Source organism: Turicibacter faecis, assembly GCF_037076425.1.
Classification (GTDB): Bacteria; Bacillota_I; Bacilli_A; order MOL361; family Turicibacteraceae; genus Turicibacter; species Turicibacter faecis.
In genome coordinates this window covers 1887384-1907556 of sequence record NZ_AP028127.1, presented here as the reverse complement: position 1 = coordinate 1907556, position 20173 = coordinate 1887384, and the positions used below count along the sequence as shown (strand labels likewise).

Genomic DNA, 20173 nt, shown 5'->3' with positions numbered 1-20173 from the left:
TTAACTTTTTCATTATACCAGGAGACGAAAAGAGGAGAGAGCGTGTTAGAAAAGTTATTTTTTAAACAGGACATGTGGAGTATTAGTATTAATAAATATATTGATGGAGACCAATTTGACGTCAATCAGATGAAACCGACAATCACGGCGCAAGATGTGAAGGATTGCAACGCTATTTTTGTGGCCGATCCCTTTCTTATTCAACACGAAGGGGGATGGTATGTGTTTTACGAAGTCCTACCTGAGGAGAGTCGAAAGGGCGTTATCGCTTACTCGTATAGTGAGGATGGCGTGACGTGGAAGTATGGGCAAGTTGTTTTACAAACAGACTATCATTTATCATATCCGTATATTTTTAAAGTAAAGGATAAGATTTATATGGTCCCAGAAGGGGGAGCAGATGGAAATATTAAATTGTATGAGGCAACTCATTTTCCAACTGAGTGGACGTTTGTGAAGGAACTAAAAAAGGGTCAGTTCTATGATGCGAGTTTGTTTTATTATGAGGATAAATGGTGGATGATGGCGATGGGGGTATCGCCACAGCCTAATAGCATGTATCTTTTTTATGCCGAGGATTTATTAGGAGAGTGGCAAGAGCATCATCTAAATCCGATTATCACAAATAATCCGATGATTTCTCGACCAGGAGGACGCGTGTATCAAGAGAATGGAAGATTAATTCGATTTGCGCAAGATGGCAGTAAGAATTATGGAAGACGACTCATCGCATTTGAAATCACTCAGTTAACGACAACTTCCTATTCAGAAGTGCAATTAAGAGACGTATTTGGTGCCTCAGAAACTCCTCACACATGGAATCAGGATGGGATGCATCATCTAGATATTCAACGTGATGACCAGGGGTATTTAGTAGTGGTCGATGGGTATTACTATAAGTCAATCAATAAAATTTATAATAAGGTGTATCGCTTCATCAAAGGATATTCTAAATAATCGGGGAGAGTAGGGAGAAAGTTGAAGGTTTTACATAAAAAAAGATTAGGTGTTTCGATTTTTATAGTGTTGGCTGTTTTGATTTATGGATATAATGAGTGGCTCAACTCGAGGGTTATCGTGAAGAATGAAACGATTGAAATAGAAGGGTTACCTGAAGCGTTCGATGGGTATAAGATTCTTCATTTTGCGGATTTACACGGTGAGCGGTTTGGTAAGCAGCAAGAGCAATTAGTCAATGTCATAAAAGGATTAGATTATGATTTAGTAGCAATAACTGGGGATATGGTTGATCGTCATAATCCAACCTTGCAACCTTTTTTTGAGTTAATTGATGGGATACGCGATGAGCGTCCGATTCTTTTTTCCCAAGGAAACATTGATGATGACAACGATTTTAAGGCGATTCGAGAATATGGGCTTGAGGTGATGGATACCCCTTATATTGTTGAACGACAGGGCCAACGCCTAGTGTTTCAAAAGTATGATTTTTATCAACCAGTTCCTGAGGAGTATCGAGGCGACGTGGTCATTGGGTTAGGTCATGTTCCATTTTCAAATGATTTAGGGTATAAACTTCTCTTATTCGGACATTATCACGGAGGACAAGTACGTATTCCTGGATACGGGGCCTTAATTGTTCCAACTGCAGATGGAATTGAATGGGTTAAAGATCAGACTCAAATTATAGGCGTGCAAACGTTCGAAAACTATGCCCAACACATTACCGGAGGCCTTGGGGCAAGTGCTAAATTTAAATGGATGCAAAAAAGATGGTTTAATGCACCGGAAATTAGCGTTCTTACCTTAAAAATGAAGTAACCTCTTTTAATCTGGAATGATAGTCGATATAGGCGATATGCCGAGTTAGGGTATATCGCCTTTTATAGTGGATTATTGACAACTTTAATTGTCGAAATTTAATTTAAGGACATTGAGTTTTGTATGTATATAGTGTAAAATGAGAGATATTGTGAAGAAAAAGTGGGAGGAGAGAGAAAATGTCGCAAACTGGTAAAGAATTAGCAGTTCAGGAGTATATTGAATTGCTAAAAAAATATCGTCTCTGGATTTTAATGTCTATTATAGGAATGGCAATAGCATTTGGTTGTGTACGTTATATGACGTATAAACCTATGTTTACTGCGCAAACAAGCCTTCTAGTGACGTCGAATACGATTGAATTGGAAGAAGGTGAAATCAAAAATGGAACAACAAGTAGTGATTATAACGTAAGTAATAACGTTTTAATGACATTTTCCGAAGTTATTGATAGCCAAACTTTACAAAATGAAGTTAAAGAAGAGTTATCAATCGAAGATTTAGGAGAGATAACGGTTTCTAATAATGGTGGTTCGGTTATTCGAATTAATGTTAATCACTCAGACGCAACGTTAGCAGCCCTTATCGCTAATACAACAGCGAAGGAATTTACAAAGATGATTCAGAGTATGATGAGTGATATTAATTTACAAGTCCTCGATCCGGCAATGATGCCCCAAGATATGACAGGAATGGGGCTATTAAAGGTCGTTATGATTGGTGCGATAGTCGGACTTGTTGTTGTCGTAGGGATTATACTAGTACGAGAAGTGTTGGATACGACGCTTAAACTTCCGAAGGATATTGAAAGAGAAATTGAAATTCCACTCTTAGGGGCTATTCCAGATGTGGAACCTGAATTAAAAGCGTATATGAAAGGAAATAGGGGATAGATATGAAGACAACAATTAAAAATAGTGAAATTATTTCATTAATTAATCCTAAATCACCGACGACAGAAGCCTATCGATCGCTCTTAACTAATATTGAATATTCCTCTGTTGACCATCAAATTAAAACCATTGCTGTGACGAGTTCGGCACCCTCAGAGGGAAAAAGTACTACGGCCTCTAATTTAGCTGTTACCTATGCTGATACAGGAAAAAGGGTATTATTAGTGGATTGTGATTTAAGAAAACCTCGATTAAATAAGATTTTTAATGTTTCTAATTTGGCAGGGTTAACGAGTGTGTTAACAGGTAAGGCCTCCCTTTCTGAATCGATTAAATTAGTAAAAGAGGGGATGTATTTATTACCATCAGGCCCGATTCCGCCAAACCCGGTTGAGCTGATTCGCTCGAAGGCAATGGATCATTTTTTAGAAGTAGTAAAAGGTGAATTTGACCTAGTAATTCTAGATACGCCACCTGTAGGCTTAGTAACGGATGCCGCTTTAATATCGGCTAAACTTGATGGTGTTATACTAGTTGTTGCTTCCGGTAAATCTCAGACAGAGGCAGTATTAAGAGCTAAGGAAAGTTTAGTTAATGTTAATGCAAATTTATTAGGTGCTGTCATGACCATGGTGCCAAATACTAACGGATATCAATATTATGCTTATGCTGAAGAGGAACCTACTAAAAAGAAAAGATTTGGGAAGTAACACACAACCTATATTTTCTTAAGCATTTAAGGTTTTGATAATCAGCGACCAATGATGAGTAATAAATAAACTTTTTAATAATCATATGACTAAGAGTAGGTTGCTTTAAGAGTTTTACTTTTAATAATACCTACTTTTTTACTTTTAAATAAAAAGGGGAGAGACAATGCAAAAGGTACTTTATATTACAACGCTAAGTCGAACAATCAATGCTTTTTTAGTTCCACATATTCAGTTTTTAATGAATCAAGGAATTAAGGTTGATTGCGCGTGTTTTGTTGATAAAGAAATAGATCCCACGTTAATTGAAAGTGGCGTCAAGGTGTATAATGTTCCCTTTAGCCGGAATCCATTAGGTTTAAATAATTACCAGGCTTTTCAAAAGTTACAAAAGATTCAGGCTGAGGAGAATTACGACTATATCCATGTTCATACTCCAATTGCGGGGCTATATGGGCGTTTGTTAAAATTGAAATTTAAAAATTTAACGTCAATTTATACGGCGCATGGTTTTCACTTCCATAAGGGAGGAAGCAAACTAGGGTGGCTATTGTATTATCCGATTGAACGTCTAATGGCCCCCCTTACGGATATGTTAATTACAATTAACGGGGAAGACTACGAACGTGCATTACGATTTCCTATTAAGAAGGTATTTAAGGTAAATGGGGTAGGAATTGATTTTGAAACATACGGTGTGGAGGATTTAGACAGAAATGCATTAAGAGCAAAATACGATCTTAAACCAGAGGATTTCGTAATTGCGATGATTGCAGAAGTAAATGAAAATAAAAATCACCGTCAAATCATTGAGGCTGTTCATTTACTAAAGCAACGCAATATTTCGGTCAAGGTTCTATGTGCTGGAGAAGGTGTTCTATTTGATCAAGTTCGTGAAGTAATTAAGGAAAAAGGCTTGGAATCGAATATTCGCTTACTCGGGTTTACCCAAAACGTGAAAGAGGTTATTGCGGTTTCAGATATTGGGGTCTTACTTTCTTATCGCGAGGGGTTGCCCCGCAGCGTCATGGAATTGATGTGTTGTAAGAAGCCTGTGATTGGAACGAATATCCGTGGAAATCGAGATTTGATTATCCATGAAAAAACAGGTTATCTAGTTCCTATTAATGATGAGTTACAAACCGCGAATTATATTGAAAATTTTGTTCGCAATTCCCAGTTAATTGAGACTATGGGGGCGGCCTCTTATGAGGCGATAAAGGAGTTTAGTATGGATACCGTTTTAAAACAGATGGAAGTATTGTGGGGGGGGGCCATAGATGAGTAGGTTAGTGAGTTTGATTGTTCCTGTCTATAATGCGGAGGGGTATTTAAGCCGTTGCCTTGAAAGTCTGTTAAACCAGACGTATCCTTTGATTGAAATTATTTGCGTCAATGATGGGTCAATGGATCGAAGTTTAGAAATCATAAGAGAATACAAACGCCAAGATAATCGGATTCAATTAATTGATAAAAGGAATACAGGAGTTTCAGATTCACGCAATCAGGCCCTCAAAAAGATAACAGGACATTATGTCATGTTTGTAGATAGCGATGACTGGCTTTCTCCCAACACAGTAGAGGTTTTAATTGAGGAAGCAATTGATTCAAATAGCGATTTAGTAATGTGTGGTTATGTGCGAGAATTTTCTAATCGTTCCAAAGAGAAAGTATTTAATTTACCTGATCGCGTCGTATATGAAGAGGAAGAAGTGGGGCACTTACAAAGACGTCTTTTTGGTCCGATTAATAGTGAACTAGGAAGTCCAGAGACACTAGATGCTCTTGGAACCGTTTGGGCAAAGCTATATAAGGCGGAGATTATTCAACAACAGAATCTTCAGTTTACCGATTTAAATGTGATTGGTTCAAACGAGGATGGTTTATTCAATATTCAAGCATTTGAATACTTTAAGAAAGTCGTGTTTATTAATCAACCACTTTACCATTATTGGAAAGAAAACGCGAATTCAATTACATCGAGACATAATCCACATTTAATGACACAGTGGAAAACACTATTTTCAAAAATGGAGCATCATATCAAATTAAATAATAAAGATGAGGCGTATGTGGAGGCGTTGCGAAATAGAAAATGTTTATCCTTATTAGGACTGGGATTAAATGAAAGTTTTGATGGGGATAAAGCAAGATTTAGCAAAAAGGTTTCCCGTTGGAAGGAAATTCTTCACGATGAAGAAATAGCCGCCGCGTATGAAGAGTTTTTGCCAGAAGCCTTTCCTCCTCATTGGCGAATGTTTTATTTATGTAATAAAAGAAAATTGGTGTTACCGTCTTTCCTAATTATTTTAGGAATCGATTTTTTAAGAAAACGACTATAGGGTGAAGAAGATGATAAAAAAGGTAATAACAACGATTAAAAAGCAGGCATCTGACCGAGGACTATATTTCTCCTTGCTAATGAATATAGCCCAATTAAAAGGAATGATGCGTGCAAGATGGTGCAAATGGGTTTACTTAAAAAATATGAATGCCCAGCTATTTACGATGGAATCAAAGAGCCGATTTGAAATTTTTAATAAAAGGGCTCAGGTCAACATCGGTAAATTTGTATACATCAGAAGAAACTGTCGCTTTCGGGTAGATTTTTCTGGGAAGCTAACGCTTGGCGAATATGTTTTTATTAATGATAACTGTAATATAAATTGCGTGGAAGAAGTTTATATCGGTGAGTATACAAAAATTGCACCGAATGTGTGTATTAATGACCATGATCATAATTATAAGCATGAAGGTGATCAACACTTAATTAAAACGCCAGTGAGAATTGGAAAAAACGTTTGGATTGGTGCGAATACGGTGATTTTACGCGGAACGACGATTGGGGACAACGCAGTTATCGCGGCTGGAAGTATTGTCAAAGGTCATGTCGAAGCCAACACAGTTTATTATAATAAGCGAACAAGCGTGCAAGTAGAGTTTTAAGAAGATAAGGAGAATAGGGATGGAACCAATCAGAATATTACAAGTGGTGACTGCAATGAACCGCGGTGGACTTGAAACAATGCTTATGAACTATTATCGTAAATTAGACAAAGGTCTCTATCAATTTGATTTCTTAGTTCATCGTCAGGAGCGCGGAGATTACGATGACGAAATTGAAGAATTAGGCGGTAAAATATATCGATTAAGTAGTATTCGTCCGGGTCATTATAAAAAATATTTTAAAGAACTTGATGATTTCTTTTCCAAACATCAAGAGTATCGTGTCGTTCATGCCCATATTAATGAAAATAGTGGATTTGCGTTACGAGCAGCTAAAAAATACGGAGTGCCCTGTCGAATTGCACATAGCCATTTAGCTGACTTAAAGTTAGATTATAAGTATCCGTTTAGATGGTATGGCAGAAGATATCTCAAACCCAATGCGAATTATTACTATGCGTGTTCTGATCAGGCGGGTCAATGGTTATTTGGCGGAATGGTAGAGAAATCCCAAATTAAAGTTTTACCGAACGCCGTAGATTTAGACGATTTTAAAATGAACCCGTTAATTCGCGAGGAAACACGACGCAATCTGAATTTGACGGATGAATTTGTAATTGGTCACGTGGGAAGATTTAACCCTCAGAAGAATCATGACTTTTTAATTGAGGTATTTAATGAAATTCAAAAACGATGTGATAAAGCAGTACTTTTATTAGTTGGAGAGGGATACCTAGAGGATAAGATAAAAGAGAAGGTAAAAGAAATGGGGCTTGAGAACAAAGTTCGTTTCCTTGGATTACGAAAGGATATCAAATCCCTCATGCAGGCGATGGACCTCTTTCTATTTCCCTCTTTATTTGAAGGACTTCCTGTTGTCTTAGTAGAAGCACAAGCCTCAGGTTTAAAATGTGTGACATCGACAGGGGTGACCTCAGAAGCAAACCTATGTGGCGAGGTTGAATTCATCGATTTAAATGAGGGCGCAAGCCAATGGGCAGAAAAAATTCTATCCCTTAATTATGATAAAAAAGATTATACTGATATCCTAACTCAAAAGGGGTACAGCAGTAATCAAAGTTCAGCGGAACTACTCAAATTTTATTTAGAATTTTATAAAGGATAAAAAGGGGAAAATAAAATGGCAACTTTAACAGTATTCACACCCGCGTACAATCGTGCCTATACGCTACACAAATGCTACGAAAGTTTAAAGCGTCAAACATCAAAAGATTTCGTTTGGTTAATTATCGATGATGGCTCAACCGATCATACGAAAGAACTAGTGAGCACGTGGATTGAACAAAATGAAATTCCAATTCAATACCACTACCAACAAAACCAAGGAATGCACGGGGCCCATAACACGGCTTACGAATTGATGGAGACTGAATTAAACGTTTGTATCGATTCAGATGACTACTTAACAGATTGGGCGATTGAAAAAATCATTGAGTGTTGGCAAAAAAATAAAAATCCAAAACTTGCTGGAATTGCAGCACTTGATGGATATAGCGACATAGAAGTTTTAGGAGATAGATTTCCTGATAATGTTAAACAATCAACTTACTGGGACCTTTATCATAAATACCAATTACGTGGCGATAAAAAACTCATTTATCGTACAGATTTAATGAAAAAGAACCCGTATCCGATTTTTGAGGGAGAAAAATACGTAGGACTTGGGTATAAATATGCCAAACTCGACGAGGAATATGAACTAGTGACATTAAATGAAATTGTCTGTGTGGTTGAATATATGGAAGATGGATCGTCGTTAAACATGTTTAAACAATATGTGAAAAACCCACGAGGATTTGCGTTTATCCGAATGGAAGATATGAAAAACCCGCGTGCTTCCCTCGGATTTAAATTTAAAGCATGCGTTCATTATGTGTCGAGTAGTTTAATTGCGAAAGATAAAACATTTTTAAGAAAATCGCCTTTAAAAGGATTAACACTATTAGCCTTCCCATTTGGATGTTTACTTTATTTATACGTCATTAAAAGGGCAAAATAGGGGAGGGGATAGGAAATGGTCGTTTGTTTAATATTAGTATTGATTTCATATCTTCTTCTTTTTATGGCCCGTCAAGTCGAAAATAAAAATAAGGGCTTGGCTTTAACAACGATCGGAATCGTTATTGTGGCTTTTTGTTTAATCTCAGGTTTTAGAAGTAATATTGGAGATACTGAAACTTACATGCAAAGTTACACCGTTTTAGCTAATAATCAGTCCATGGAATTTAGTCAGGATGTTGGCTTTAATACGATGAGTTTATTTTTAACTTACCTGTCCCCAGATCCGCAACTCTTGATTTTATTTACAGCAATTATTATTGCGGTCTGTAATCTAGTGACTTTGGCACGCTATCGAAAGTATAGTTATTATGAGCTTCAAGTGTATCTTTATGTTACAAGTGGATACTTTCTAACGACAATGAATGGAATCCGCCAGGCCCTATCAGCTGCGATTTTATTTTCCTTTACGCATCTTATTACAAAGGGGAAATTCCTCTTATATTTAATTGTGGTTTTAGTGGTTTCAACATTCCATCAATCAGCGTTAGTCATGATTCCTGTTTATTTTTTAGCGCGATTAAAACCGTGGTCAAAACGGTTAATGCTCATCTCATTAGCGGTGTTTGGCTTTGTTATCGCCTTTGATATGATGCTACCTTTTGTATTTGATGTCCTTCAAAATACACAGTATGGATATTACGAAGAGTATTTTATGGAAAATAACTGGGGGGGATCGAGCTTAATTCGTACCGTGATTAACTATGTACCCGTCGGACTTGCGTTTATGCTTCGTCGCGAAATTAAGGAGAAATGGAGCGAGAGTGATATTTTTGTCAATATGTCTTTATTTAATGCGTTAGTCATGACGGTATCATTAAAGAATTGGATCTTTGCCCGTTTTTCTTATTATTTTCAACCGTATAATTTTGTGCTTCTTCCCCTCATCGTGTCGGTCTTACCAAGAGAAAAAGAGCGAAGAGTACTTTATTATTTATTATTAGTCTGCTACTTAATTTTTATGTTAGTTGAGCAGACAGGATTAGTTTACGAATCCAATTATTTAAACTTATTTTAAGAATAAAGAGGTGATTATGAGATGAAAGAGAGTGTGGCATCGATTCCTAAGGTGATTCATTATTGTTGGTTTGGTGGAGCAGAAAAACCGGCGATTGTTCAAAAGTGTATTAATAGTTGGAAAACCCATCTAACAGATTATGAAATTATCGAATGGAATGAAGAAAACTTTGATATAGAGGCGCATCCTTTTACAAAAGCCGCTTATGAGATAGGGAATTATGCCTTTGTTAGTGACTATGTACGGGTTTATGCGCTTTATCATCAGGGCGGAATTTATTTAGATACGGATACGGAGATTTATCAAAGTTTAAATCCATTTCTAAATGAGGACTCTTTTTGGGGATTTGAGGAGAAAAACTTTATTGCAACGAGTTTAATTGGAGCCAAGCCATTTAATTCATTAATCCAGGAGTTTTTAGCCTTTTATGATACAGTCGAGTTAATTAATAAGGAAGGCGAAGTAAAGAAATTTACGAATGTCACAGTTGTGACAGAGATCCTTCAAAATAAAGGGATTCAATTAAATGGGGCGTATCAAAAAATTGAGGGAGTGATGACGCTATATCCTCAAGAGTATTTTTCTCCATACGATTATATTAATTGCTATTCGAAGGCAACGCCAAAGACGTATGCCATCCATCACTTCCACAAAAGCTGGCTTCCACTTTCGACCCGTGTTAAATCGGGAATTAAGAAAGGGGTTGTGAAAGTCATTGGCGGGCAACGTCTAGCGAGGCTTAGACAACTTAAAGATCAGAAGTTAGGGGGAAAATAATTCAATGGATAAAGTTAGTATCGTCGTTCCAATTTATAATGCCCAAGATAAATTAAAAAAGTGTTTAAAGTCATTAATCCATCAAACCTATCGTGAGTTAGAAATTATTCTTGTCAATGATGGATCAACGGATAGAAGTCAAAAAATTTGCGAGCAATTCTTACAGAAGGATTCTCGCATTCTTTTAATTAATAAAAAAAATGAAGGATCAATTGCTACTCGCCAACGTGGAATAGATGAAGCGACGGGGAAATATATCATGTTTGTCGATGCCGATGATTGGGTGCATCCATGTATGGTAGAACGATTAATGGGACAGGTAGCGGACGATCCAGATATCGTTGTTTGTAATTGCTATCGCGTTCTTAGTGATCGCGCGCTATTAAAACGAAAAAATGAGAGTCACTATTTTAAAGAAAATACAACCGTGAAGGGTGACGCGATCCGTACTCAAATTGTCGAAGCCTTCTTTCACGGACACCCGTTTCCGGCTACGCTATATGCGAAACTCTTTAAAAGTGAACTTCTCAAGGAAAGTGGTCAATATGTTCAACGCCTTAAGTTTTTAGGGGACGATCTATACTTGAATTTAGAAGTCTTCTTAAAAGCAAACTCAATTAAAATCATCGATGATCCCCTCTATTATTACCGAGCAGGCGGAAATACGTCGCGATATATGCCCCATCATTTTCACGATATAACGGAGGGGTACTGTATTCAAAAAGAAGTGATTGAACACTACTATCAGGATAGTTTGAGTAAGCATCTAGGTGGGATTAGTATCATGCTTCTTAATTCGTTTAAATTATCGTTACAGAACCTTTGGGCGAGTCCAATGACCGATCAGGAGAAGGCAGAGATGATTAAACGTTACTGTGAGCATCCTGCTATTGTGGAGGCAACGATGAATGCAGATGCGAATAAGTATTTTTCAGCAGACTACTTAACTGCGATTAAGCATCAACATGTTGAAACACTCGCACAGTTAGGGCTATCGCAATATGAGTCTTTTAGGAAACGTCAGCGAAAATTAGCGCTTCTCGCGAAAGTATTATAGGAGGAAAGCGAATGAAAAAAGTACTGATTACATCATTTGATATGGAAATAGGAGGCGTTGAGCGAAGTCTTATCGGATTATTGAGCCATTTTAATTATACAGATCATGAAGTCGATTTACTCATCTATAGCCATACCGGGGATTTCATGACACTGTTACCATCGGAGCCGCATTTATTACCAGAAAATCCGCAGTATAAGACGTTTAGACAGGGAATTAAAGAGGTCCTTTTAAATCGATATTTTTCATTAGCTGTTGCGCGACTCTATGCTAATTTTGCCGCGAAACGATATGGTCGTAAACATCAATTTAAAGAATCAGGTATTTACCAAATGCAATTGATTTGGGAAAAGTGTCTTCCGTTTCTTAAACCGGTTGAAAAGGAATATGATGTGGCGATTAGTTATTTGTGGCCGCACTATTTCGTCGCAACTAAGGTAAAGGCTAAAACAAAAATTGCGTGGATTCATACGGATTATTCGACGATGGAAACAGACGTAGAGATGGATACAAAAGTTTGGTCGCAATATGATTACATCATTTCCATTTCAAATCACGTGACGAAATCTTTTTTAAAGCAATACCCCACGTTATCAAATAAGATTATCATGATTGAAAATATTATTTCTCCTTCGTTTATTCAAGCGATGTCGTTAGAGGAAGCGTCTCTTCCCTTCTACCAGAATAACTTCAACCTTCTTTCAGTGGGAAGATTATGTTACCCAAAAGGATACGATCATGCGATTAAGGCGCTTCGAATTCTTCACGATAAAGGGTATACGAATATTAAGTGGTATGTGGTTGGATATGGTGGTGACGAGCCGATGCTAAGGGAATTAATTGCAGAAAATGGATTAGAGGATAGCTTTATTTTACTCGGCAAACAAATGAATCCTTATCCGTATATTAAGGCGTGTGATTTATACGTGCAACCGTCTCGATATGAGGGGAAAGCCGTGACTGTAACGGAGGCACAAATTTTACATAAACCCGTTTTAATCACTAATTATGAAACAGCAAAAAGTCAGTTGAAAGATGGATTTGATGGATGGATTACTGAAAAATCAATTGAGGGAATTGCTCAAGGGATAGAAAAGTTATATTTAGATGTCCCATTGCGAGAAACGTTAGTTAAAGGTTGCGAGCAAACGAATTACGGTAATGCGGACGAATTAGAAAAATTATATGCTTTATTTAGATAGGTGGAGGATGAAATGAATCAAGTACAAGTGAGCATCATTATTCCAGTCTATAATGCGAAAGAATATTTAGCAAAATGTATTGAAGGTGTGTTGAATCAAACGTATTCAGACTTCGAACTTATTTTAATTAATGATGGGTCAACCGACGGAAGTGAGTCTATTTTAAAAGAGTTTTGCGCTCGTGATTCCCGCGTTCAATATTATAATCAGGTCAATAGTGGACCCTCTTCAGCGAGAAATTATGGATTAACAAAAGCTACGGGTGAGTTTGTCTGCTTTATTGATGCGGATGATTATATTCCGAGCGAGTACCTTGAAAAATTGATGGAACTCGCCATCAAAAATGATGTAGTGACGTGCGGTTATATTGAAATCAGTCCATATGGACGCGTCGCTTTAAATGATTTTTATCGCTCAAGCCATTCACTCACAACCGATGAATTTGTTGAAGGTGTTTTAAGAGGAGTAGGGGGAACGCTTTGGGGAAAAGTTTACCGACGTTCGATTATCATGGAGCACCAGTTGCAGTTAAATCCGCAAGTTTATATGTGTGAAGATTTACTATTTAATTTGGATTATGCCCAATATGCCTCTCACTTTGGCGCGATTGAGGAATGTCTTTATGAATACAACCGATTAAATGAAGGGAGTATTACATCAAAGGTGACGCTTCCGTATCTTGAAAACAACCACGTGGTCATTGAAAAAATGCGCGACTTGTTAGGAAGGTTAGGATGGACTCAGGAAAAAATAGACGTTATTTTATCGAACCGAATGATTTCGTTGACGCTTTCCATTGCTTCAAATGAGTCGGCGAATGTCAATAAAGTGGGGTTAAAAAAGTGTTGTGCGCAATTAGACGCTTTATTAATGGATGCGAATGTACGACAATATTTTACGAATTATGAACCGATGAGGGGGTTTTTAGATCGAGGCGGGTATTATTTAAAACATAGACAATTAAGACGTGCTGTAGTTAGTTTTTATGTGACTTTACAATTGCGTCGTATCAAATTATGGATTAAGAAAAGGAGTAGGGTATGAAGAAGATATTTGTAGATGTTTATCTCTCATTTAATTTTGGGGATGATTTGTTCCTCGATATATTAGCTAAAAGATTTCCCCATTCACAGTTTACTGTTAACTATGTCGGGGAAAATTACGAGGAGTTTTTAAAAAGATACCCAAATGTTAAACGTCGCACGTATACCTCTGTTCACAAGGTCATGCAGCGATTAAAAATTAAAGATACGTTGACGGACTATCAATCGATTGCTAAGGAGCAAGATGCGTTAGTCTTTATCGGTGGATCTATCTTTCGTGAAGAATCCTTTCACGAAGCCTTGTACGCAGACCGTTTAAAAATGGTTCAAGCGTTTAAAGCACTAAATAAACCTGTCTATATTATAGGGGCCAACTTCGGTCCAGTTAAAACGCAAAAGTTTGTAGAGGATTATCGTCGCTTTTATGAGTTATGCACAGATGTGTGTTTTCGCGATCAAGCCTCGTATCAAATTTTCCAAGGCATGCCTAACGTTCGCCTAGCCCCTGACGTGATTTTTAGTTTAGATCTTGAAAACTATACTGTAAAAACGCCGCTTAAACGCGTTGGCTTTTCAGTCATCGACGTTCACCATAAAGAAGGATTAGCCGACCGCGAAGAGGCCTACTTACAATCGACGATGCAAACGATAGAACAACTCACAACAGAGGGATATGAATGCTGGTTACTCTCTTTTTGCGCCAATGAAGGAGATACGGGAGTTCTTCATAAACTATTAGAACGACTTCCTAATTCAGTTAAATCCCACGTCAAGACCTATGAGTATACGGGAGACATTGAGGCACTTATTTTACTCATGTCAACCTTCCAAATGTGTGTAGCGGCTCGCTTCCACGCCAATATTATTTCTTTATTATTAAACGTCGGGATTATGCCTGTAATTTATAGCTCTAAAACAACTCAGATGCTTAAAGACTTAAAACTTGATCACCTATTAATTGAGATGGACGGTCTAGAGCAAATGCATGATGAACAGACGTTAAGGAGTGCCTTTAATAATAAAGCAAATATCGAACAAACCAAATTCGATGCAAACCGTCAATTTGAGGCATTATCAAAATTTATAGGGCAGGGGAACGATTAACGATGAAGAAAAAATTATTATTTGTGATTGATTCCTTGCCGTGTGCAGGAGCTGAAAAAAGCTTAATTACGTTATTGTCTCAACTTGATTATGAGCAGTATGAAGTAGATTTACAGTTGTTCGCCTATGGATGGACATTAGATGAATTAGTTCCTAAGGAAGTGAATTTTTTACCGCCCCTTTCGTATACGAATTATTCTAAGCAAAGCCTGAAGCAGATGATTCTAAACTGTAGAAATCTTACCCAATTTAAAATGATTGTTGCCCGATTAAGATACTCGTTATTCATTCGTAAAGGACACTTAACCAATGCCCAAATGGCTCGTTTATATTGGCAAAGCATCGGTTCAGTTATCGAGAAAAATGAGAAGGTGTATGATGTCGCAATTAGTTACGCTCAAGGAATTCCAACTTTTTATGTGGCAGATAAGACGCGAGCGGCGAAAAAATATGCTTGGGTCAATGTTTCTTATACGCTAGGGGAAGAAGACCGGTTATTCCAAGAAAAATACTATCAAGCGTATGAGCGAATTGTAGCTGTCTCGGAATCAGCAGAAGAAATTTTCTTAGAAAGCTTTCCAATGTTTAAAGATCGAATGACAATTATTTATGACATCAATGATTATCAGATGATTAAGCGGATGTCTGAATTAGAACCAGAATTTAAGTTAGATGTGCCACACTTAAAGTTGTTAACGATCGGGCGTTTGGATCATCAAAAAGGATATGATATTGCTTTAGAAGCTGCTCGCCTACTTAAGGAAAGAGGGATTTTGTTTACTTGGTATGTCCTCGGAAAAGGGGGACTGTATGATGAAATCAAGCAAACGATTCAAAAGTACGGGCTAGAAAAAGAATTTATTTTGCTTGGAATTACTGCTAATCCTTATCCAATGATTAAACAATGTGATATTTATGTTCAAACTTCAAAATTTGAAGGATACGGGTTAGCCATTGCCGAAGCTAGGATGTTAAACAAGCCAGTCGTGACGACAAAGTTTGATGCCGTATTTAATCAAATGGTGCATGAGAAGAACGGATTGGTAACGACGATGGATGGAGTAGGCGTTGCAGATGGCATTGAACGTTTATTGAAAGAACCTGACCTTTATCACGCGATTGTTGATTACCTGAACCAGGAGAAAAAAGGTAACGTTGAAGAAATTGCGTATTTTTATCAATTAATTGAGAAGGGAACGGGTCGATCATGAGAACAAGTCACTCCATTAAAAATATAACAATTGGGATTACGACCCAAATTATTATTACCCTGTTGGGATTTGTTTCAAGGCGAATCTTTATTGATAGCCTTGGAACAGAATATCTCGGAGTGAATGGGGTTTTAACGAATGTGTTAACAGCGATGGTTTTATTAGAGGGCGGTATTGGGATTAGTATTGTCTACAATTTATATAAACCGTTGGCTGAAAATAATCAGAAATTAGTGACGGCGCTAATCCGTCTGTATAAAAAAGCTTATTTGTTTTTGGCAGCTATCATCTTTCTTATTTGTTTAGCATTGTTTCCATTCTTAGATGTTTTGATTAAGTCTGAAACGGAGATTCCGTATTTAGGGCTCGTGTATTGGATTTTTGTTGCTAAATGTTTGGCTTCTTATTTAATTGCAGATAAAACAGCTTTGATTAATGCTGATCAAAAGGGATATATTTTAGCGAAGTATAATTTATACTTTCAAGTATTAAGCATGGTTGTTAAAATTATTATTTTGCTTGCGACGAAGAACTATGTCTTATTCTTAGCGATTGAGTTGGCTTTATATATTATTCAAAATAGTTATAGTGTTTATCTTGTGAAAAAGATGTATCCTTATCTTTTGATGAAGGAAAAATGCGAAATTGAGCCTGAGGTAAAAGCGAATATTATCACGAATGTGAAGGCGATGTTTATTCAAAACATTGGATATTATGCGATTAATGGGACGGATAATTTAGTTATCACGGCGTTTATTAATGTCATTACGGTTGGGTTTTATTCAAATTATGCCATGATTATTTCGCAGTTGAGTAATATTTTAAATCCGATTATTAATGGGATTGGAAATAGTGTTGGAAATTTAATTGCAACGGAGTCAAAGGAAAAGACGTATGCGATTTATAATATGACGCAACTGATTACCTTTTGGGTTTATTCGGTGTGTACGATTGCTCTTTTTAATGTGTTAGAGCCGTTTATTGATTTATGGCTTGGAGAAGGGTTCTTACTTGATAAGGTGACGTTTATGATTATTTTATTGAACTTTTATTTAATGGGGGTTCACCAGACGTTAAAGACTTTTAAAAGTAAGGCCGGGTTGTTTGCTCAGGATAAGTATGCGTATTTAATTGAAGGTCTTTTAAATTTATTTTTATCGATTGTGTTCGTGCAAAAATTAGGGCTTGCAGGTGTTTTCTTAGGAACAACGGTGAGTTATTTACTTGTTTCTTTTTGGAATCAACCGCGTATTTTATTCCACCATTATTTTCATCAACCGGTGTTTCGTTATTATTTAGATTATTTGATGAAGGTTGGATTAATGATTGGAGCGGGATATCTTTCATCTGTTATTTGCCAATGGATCACGCTTCCATCTTTATTCCTATCGATTATCTTCAAGGGGATGGTTACGGTCATCGTCCCAAGTTTGATTTATGCGATCATCTTTTATCAAACAGATGCGTTTCAGTATATTTGGAATAATCTTGTGAAACGAATGATTTTGAGTAAGATACCTGTCTTCAAAAAATATAGTTCATGATAGATGATGAAGAGAGTAGGAGGAGAAGATGAAAAAGCAGTATTTACGATTAGAGCAACGTTTGATGGAATGGATGAATCGTTGTTCTAAATCTCATTTGATTTTATTTCTATTAGGGGGACTTTTAATTTTAAATTTAGGGGTGTTACTCATTCCAGATATCCCTCACGCCCACGACTTATCGTTTCAACTGTCAAGAATTTCGAGTCTGGCGGAGTCTTTTAAATTAGGAGAAATTCCTCGAGTTTATCTCGGCTATTTAAATAATTACGGGTATGCCAATGGACTTTTCTACGGGGATTTACTCCTGTACATTCCAGCGCTACTCGTTTGTTTGGGAATGAATGTTGTTTTAGCTTATAAACTTTTTCTTGTTTTGGTGACTGTCGCAACGATGGCGACCGTTTATTTTTGTGTTCAAACATTAGTTAACTCGCGTTATGCGAGTTTAGTTGCGGTCACGCTCTGCACGTTATCTAGCTATCGAGTGATTGATATTTTCATTCGTGGAGCATTAGCGGAAGTTTGCGCGTTTATTTTTATCCCTCTCATTGTGGTTGGACTATATGAAGTCATTTATAGAAATCCGAAGCGTTGGTATTGGCTAAGTATCGGGTTTGCGGGATGTTTCTTAACGCATAACATTAGCTTCGCCTTAATGGTTGGATTTACGTTTCTCTTTGTCTGCTTCGGCGTAAAGCAATTTTGGAAAGAGAAATCACGGTTTGGATATTTAATATTGGCAACCGTTGTAACGATTGGAATGGTTAGTTATTTCCTATTTCCGATGCTTGAACAAATGATGTCAGATCAATTTGTTTTAACGACTGAAACGGTAACAGCAGACGTGGCGGGATCGACACGTTCGCTTATTGAAGTGTTTTTAGCCCTTCCATATGGAAAACATGACGGAATAGCGGGGATTGGAATCGTCTTTGTCATGGTGTTATTATTAAGATTCAACAAACGAAATGGTCGTTTTCAAATCAATCAGTTAACGGATCAACTGTTTTTATTCGCCTTATTAAGTATTTGGGCAGTGACGCCATTCTTCCCATGGAAATTAGTCCTTCGCGTGTTATCGCCATTGGCGATGATCCAATTTAGTTGGCGACTCTTTTTAACGATTACCGTCTTTTTAAGTATATTAGGGGGAATCTATGCTATGAGGACGATGACCTCAATGAAACAGAGAGTGAGATTTTATGGTCTAATCGTCGGGTTATTAATGGTTCCTTATCTATTAAACGTCGGTGGTCAGTATGCCTCTTATTTGTATCATACACGTGTGACGGGTTTAATCCAACCTGTGGACCTTTCAACCTATAGCATCGGGTTAGGCGAATATTTACCGCTGGGTGCAAATCCAACCGAAATTTCTGAAAGAGGTGAGGTCATTACGTCAAACGACGACCAGCTCCAAGTGACATTTTCAAGAAAAGGGTTAACCTTATCGGTGAAATATCACGGGGCCTCTTCATCAGCTTATTTGGATTTACCACTGGTTTATTATAAAGGATATCAAATTGATGATCCGTCACTTACTCTCGTGAAGAGTGAGGAAGGATTGGTTCGTGTTCAATTGAATGGTCAAACAGAAGGAACCTTTACGATTGCCTATGCAGGAACACGCCTTGCCCAAGTAACAGTATGGGTGAGTTGCCTGACAACCATGGGAGTTTTGGTTTATATTTATCGAAATACAAAAAATTCGAAGCAAGGGTAGGTGCATGAATTGGAATTAACGAAAAAACAAATAGCGATGACGAAAGGCATCGCTATTCTCTTTATGTTATTGTTACATTTGTTTTGTAATAAAGCCTACGAGGGATTATTTCAGCCCTGGATTCTTATCAAAGGTGTCCCTCTCATTTATTATTTTGCCTTATTTGGGGACTGTTGTGTAGCTATTTACTGTTTCTGTTCAGGTTATGGCCTAATGATTGGCTATCAAAAAAATAACGAGGGGTATCACAAGCGAAACATCATTCGTCTCGCAAAGTTATACCTTAATTATTGGGTGATCTTTGTCATCTTTGTCATCATCCTTGGATTTATTTTTAATAAAGTTGATTTCATGCTTGGAGACCCGAAAGTCGTGCTCCTCGCCTTCCTAGGGTTAGATACAGAATATTACAACGGGGCTTGGTGGTTCCTAACAACCTATATCTTTTTAGTCCTCCTAAGCCCATTCCTCAACCGTCTCACATTAAAACTTCCAAGTGGTGTCGTGATTGGGGCGTCGGTCATCCTTTACGTTTTAGCCTATCTTCAACGGTTTAAGGGACTTCTTTTCTTTGATGTAGAAGTGTTAGATTGGGCGGTGAGCCAACTGGCTTATTTAGGAACGTCACTCTTCCCATTTATGGTTGGAGCGGTGTTTGCTAAAAATCGAGTGTATAGCCAGTTAGCCAAAGTGGCGGATCGTTTCCCGTTTAAGAACGTCATTTGTTTACTGGTGATTGGATTCATGATTGTGGCGCACGGTATGGTGCAAACACTTTTTGTTGCCCCGTTTACAGGGATTGTTTTTATTTGTGTGTTTAATTTACTCGATAAACCAACCGGGATGAATGAATTTTTCTTATTTATTGCGAAACATTCGACCAACTTGTGGTTGACGCACATGTTCTTTTACATGGTGTATTTTAGAAAATTAGTGTTTATGCCTAAATATCCATTGTTTATTTATATGTGGTTAGTCCTCCTATGTTTGGGGGCTTCTTATGTGATTCAAGCGATTTACGTACCGCTGAGTCAATGGGCGGATTGTTATTTAAAACAAAAATTAAAGATGAAGAATTAAGGAG

General features: G+C 37.3%; 19 protein-coding genes. All 19 read left to right on the top strand.

Annotated elements, in window-relative coordinates:
• Positions 1 to 42 precede the first annotated feature (42 nt).
• The 19 genes from AACH31_RS09325 (at position 43) to AACH31_RS09235 (ending at position 20169) form a co-directional block, all read left to right on the top strand.
• Positions 43 to 957: a glucosamine inositolphosphorylceramide transferase family protein gene (locus AACH31_RS09325; protein WP_161831079.1), complete on the top strand. Its 915-nt coding sequence runs from the start codon at positions 43 to 45 to the stop codon at positions 955 to 957.
• A 21-nt stretch (positions 958 to 978) separates the two neighbouring features.
• Complete coding sequence (locus AACH31_RS09320; protein WP_161831080.1) at positions 979 to 1779, top strand: metallophosphoesterase; 801 nt, start codon at positions 979 to 981, stop codon at positions 1777 to 1779.
• A gap of 179 nt (positions 1780 to 1958) precedes the next feature.
• The gene (locus tag AACH31_RS09315) at positions 1959 to 2672 is read left to right on the top strand and encodes a YveK family protein (RefSeq protein WP_161831081.1); all 714 of its coding nucleotides are present in this window, start codon (positions 1959 to 1961) and stop codon (positions 2670 to 2672) included.
• A 2-nt stretch (positions 2673 to 2674) separates the two neighbouring features.
• Positions 2675 to 3382: a CpsD/CapB family tyrosine-protein kinase gene (locus AACH31_RS09310; RefSeq protein ID WP_161831082.1), complete on the top strand. Its 708-nt coding sequence runs from the start codon at positions 2675 to 2677 to the stop codon at positions 3380 to 3382.
• A 166-nt stretch (positions 3383 to 3548) separates the two neighbouring features.
• A complete protein-coding gene (locus AACH31_RS09305; protein ID WP_338617484.1) occupies positions 3549 to 4670 on the top strand; it encodes a glycosyltransferase family 4 protein in 1122 nt (373 codons plus the stop codon).
• The gene (locus AACH31_RS09300; RefSeq protein ID WP_338617481.1) at positions 4663 to 5724 is read left to right on the top strand and encodes a glycosyltransferase family 2 protein; all 1062 of its coding nucleotides are present in this window, start codon (positions 4663 to 4665) and stop codon (positions 5722 to 5724) included. Before AACH31_RS09305 ends, AACH31_RS09300 begins: the two co-directional genes overlap by 8 nt.
• 10 nt (positions 5725 to 5734) lie before the next feature.
• On the top strand, positions 5735 to 6328 hold the full coding sequence (locus AACH31_RS09295) for an acyltransferase (protein ID WP_304940769.1): 594 nt from the start codon (positions 5735 to 5737) through the stop codon (positions 6326 to 6328).
• 19 nt (positions 6329 to 6347) lie between these two features.
• Positions 6348 to 7454: a glycosyltransferase family 1 protein gene (locus AACH31_RS09290; RefSeq protein ID WP_161831085.1), complete on the top strand. Its 1107-nt coding sequence runs from the start codon at positions 6348 to 6350 to the stop codon at positions 7452 to 7454.
• A gap of 15 nt (positions 7455 to 7469) precedes the next feature.
• Entirely contained in the window at positions 7470 to 8348 is an 879-nt protein-coding gene (locus tag AACH31_RS09285; protein ID WP_338506876.1) for a glycosyltransferase family 2 protein, read from the top strand.
• Positions 8349 to 8363: 15 nt separating this feature from the next.
• The gene (locus AACH31_RS09280; protein ID WP_338617479.1) at positions 8364 to 9425 is read left to right on the top strand and encodes an EpsG family protein; all 1062 of its coding nucleotides are present in this window, start codon (positions 8364 to 8366) and stop codon (positions 9423 to 9425) included.
• Positions 9426 to 9446: 21 nt separating this feature from the next.
• Positions 9447 to 10202 (top strand): glycosyltransferase family 32 protein, encoded by a 756-nt coding sequence (locus tag AACH31_RS09275; RefSeq protein ID WP_161831088.1) that lies wholly within the window; start codon positions 9447 to 9449, stop codon positions 10200 to 10202.
• A 4-nt stretch (positions 10203 to 10206) separates the two neighbouring features.
• Positions 10207 to 11259 carry a glycosyltransferase family 2 protein gene (locus AACH31_RS09270; protein ID WP_338617477.1) on the top strand — a complete coding sequence of 351 codons (1053 nt, stop codon included), beginning with the start codon at positions 10207 to 10209 and terminating at the stop codon, positions 11257 to 11259.
• 11 nt (positions 11260 to 11270) lie between these two features.
• A complete protein-coding gene (locus AACH31_RS09265; protein WP_161831090.1) occupies positions 11271 to 12461 on the top strand; it encodes a glycosyltransferase in 1191 nt (396 codons plus the stop codon).
• 12 nt (positions 12462 to 12473) lie between these two features.
• Positions 12474 to 13505 (top strand): glycosyltransferase family 2 protein, encoded by a 1032-nt coding sequence (locus tag AACH31_RS09260; protein WP_338617474.1) that lies wholly within the window; start codon positions 12474 to 12476, stop codon positions 13503 to 13505.
• Entirely contained in the window at positions 13502 to 14608 is a 1107-nt protein-coding gene (locus tag AACH31_RS09255) for a polysaccharide pyruvyl transferase family protein (protein ID WP_338617473.1), read from the top strand. Before AACH31_RS09260 ends, AACH31_RS09255 begins: the two co-directional genes overlap by 4 nt.
• A 2-nt stretch (positions 14609 to 14610) precedes the next feature.
• Positions 14611 to 15819: a glycosyltransferase gene (locus AACH31_RS09250; RefSeq protein WP_161831093.1), complete on the top strand. Its 1209-nt coding sequence runs from the start codon at positions 14611 to 14613 to the stop codon at positions 15817 to 15819.
• Entirely contained in the window at positions 15816 to 17363 is a 1548-nt protein-coding gene (locus tag AACH31_RS09245; RefSeq protein WP_161831094.1) for a lipopolysaccharide biosynthesis protein, read from the top strand. Before AACH31_RS09250 ends, AACH31_RS09245 begins: the two co-directional genes overlap by 4 nt.
• Positions 17364 to 17391: 28 nt before the next feature.
• A complete protein-coding gene (locus AACH31_RS09240) occupies positions 17392 to 19089 on the top strand; it encodes a hypothetical protein (RefSeq protein ID WP_161831095.1) in 1698 nt (565 codons plus the stop codon).
• Between the two features lie 9 nt (positions 19090 to 19098).
• A complete protein-coding gene (locus AACH31_RS09235) occupies positions 19099 to 20169 on the top strand; it encodes an acyltransferase family protein (protein WP_338617471.1) in 1071 nt (356 codons plus the stop codon).
• The last annotated feature ends 4 nt before the right edge of the window (positions 20170 to 20173 follow it).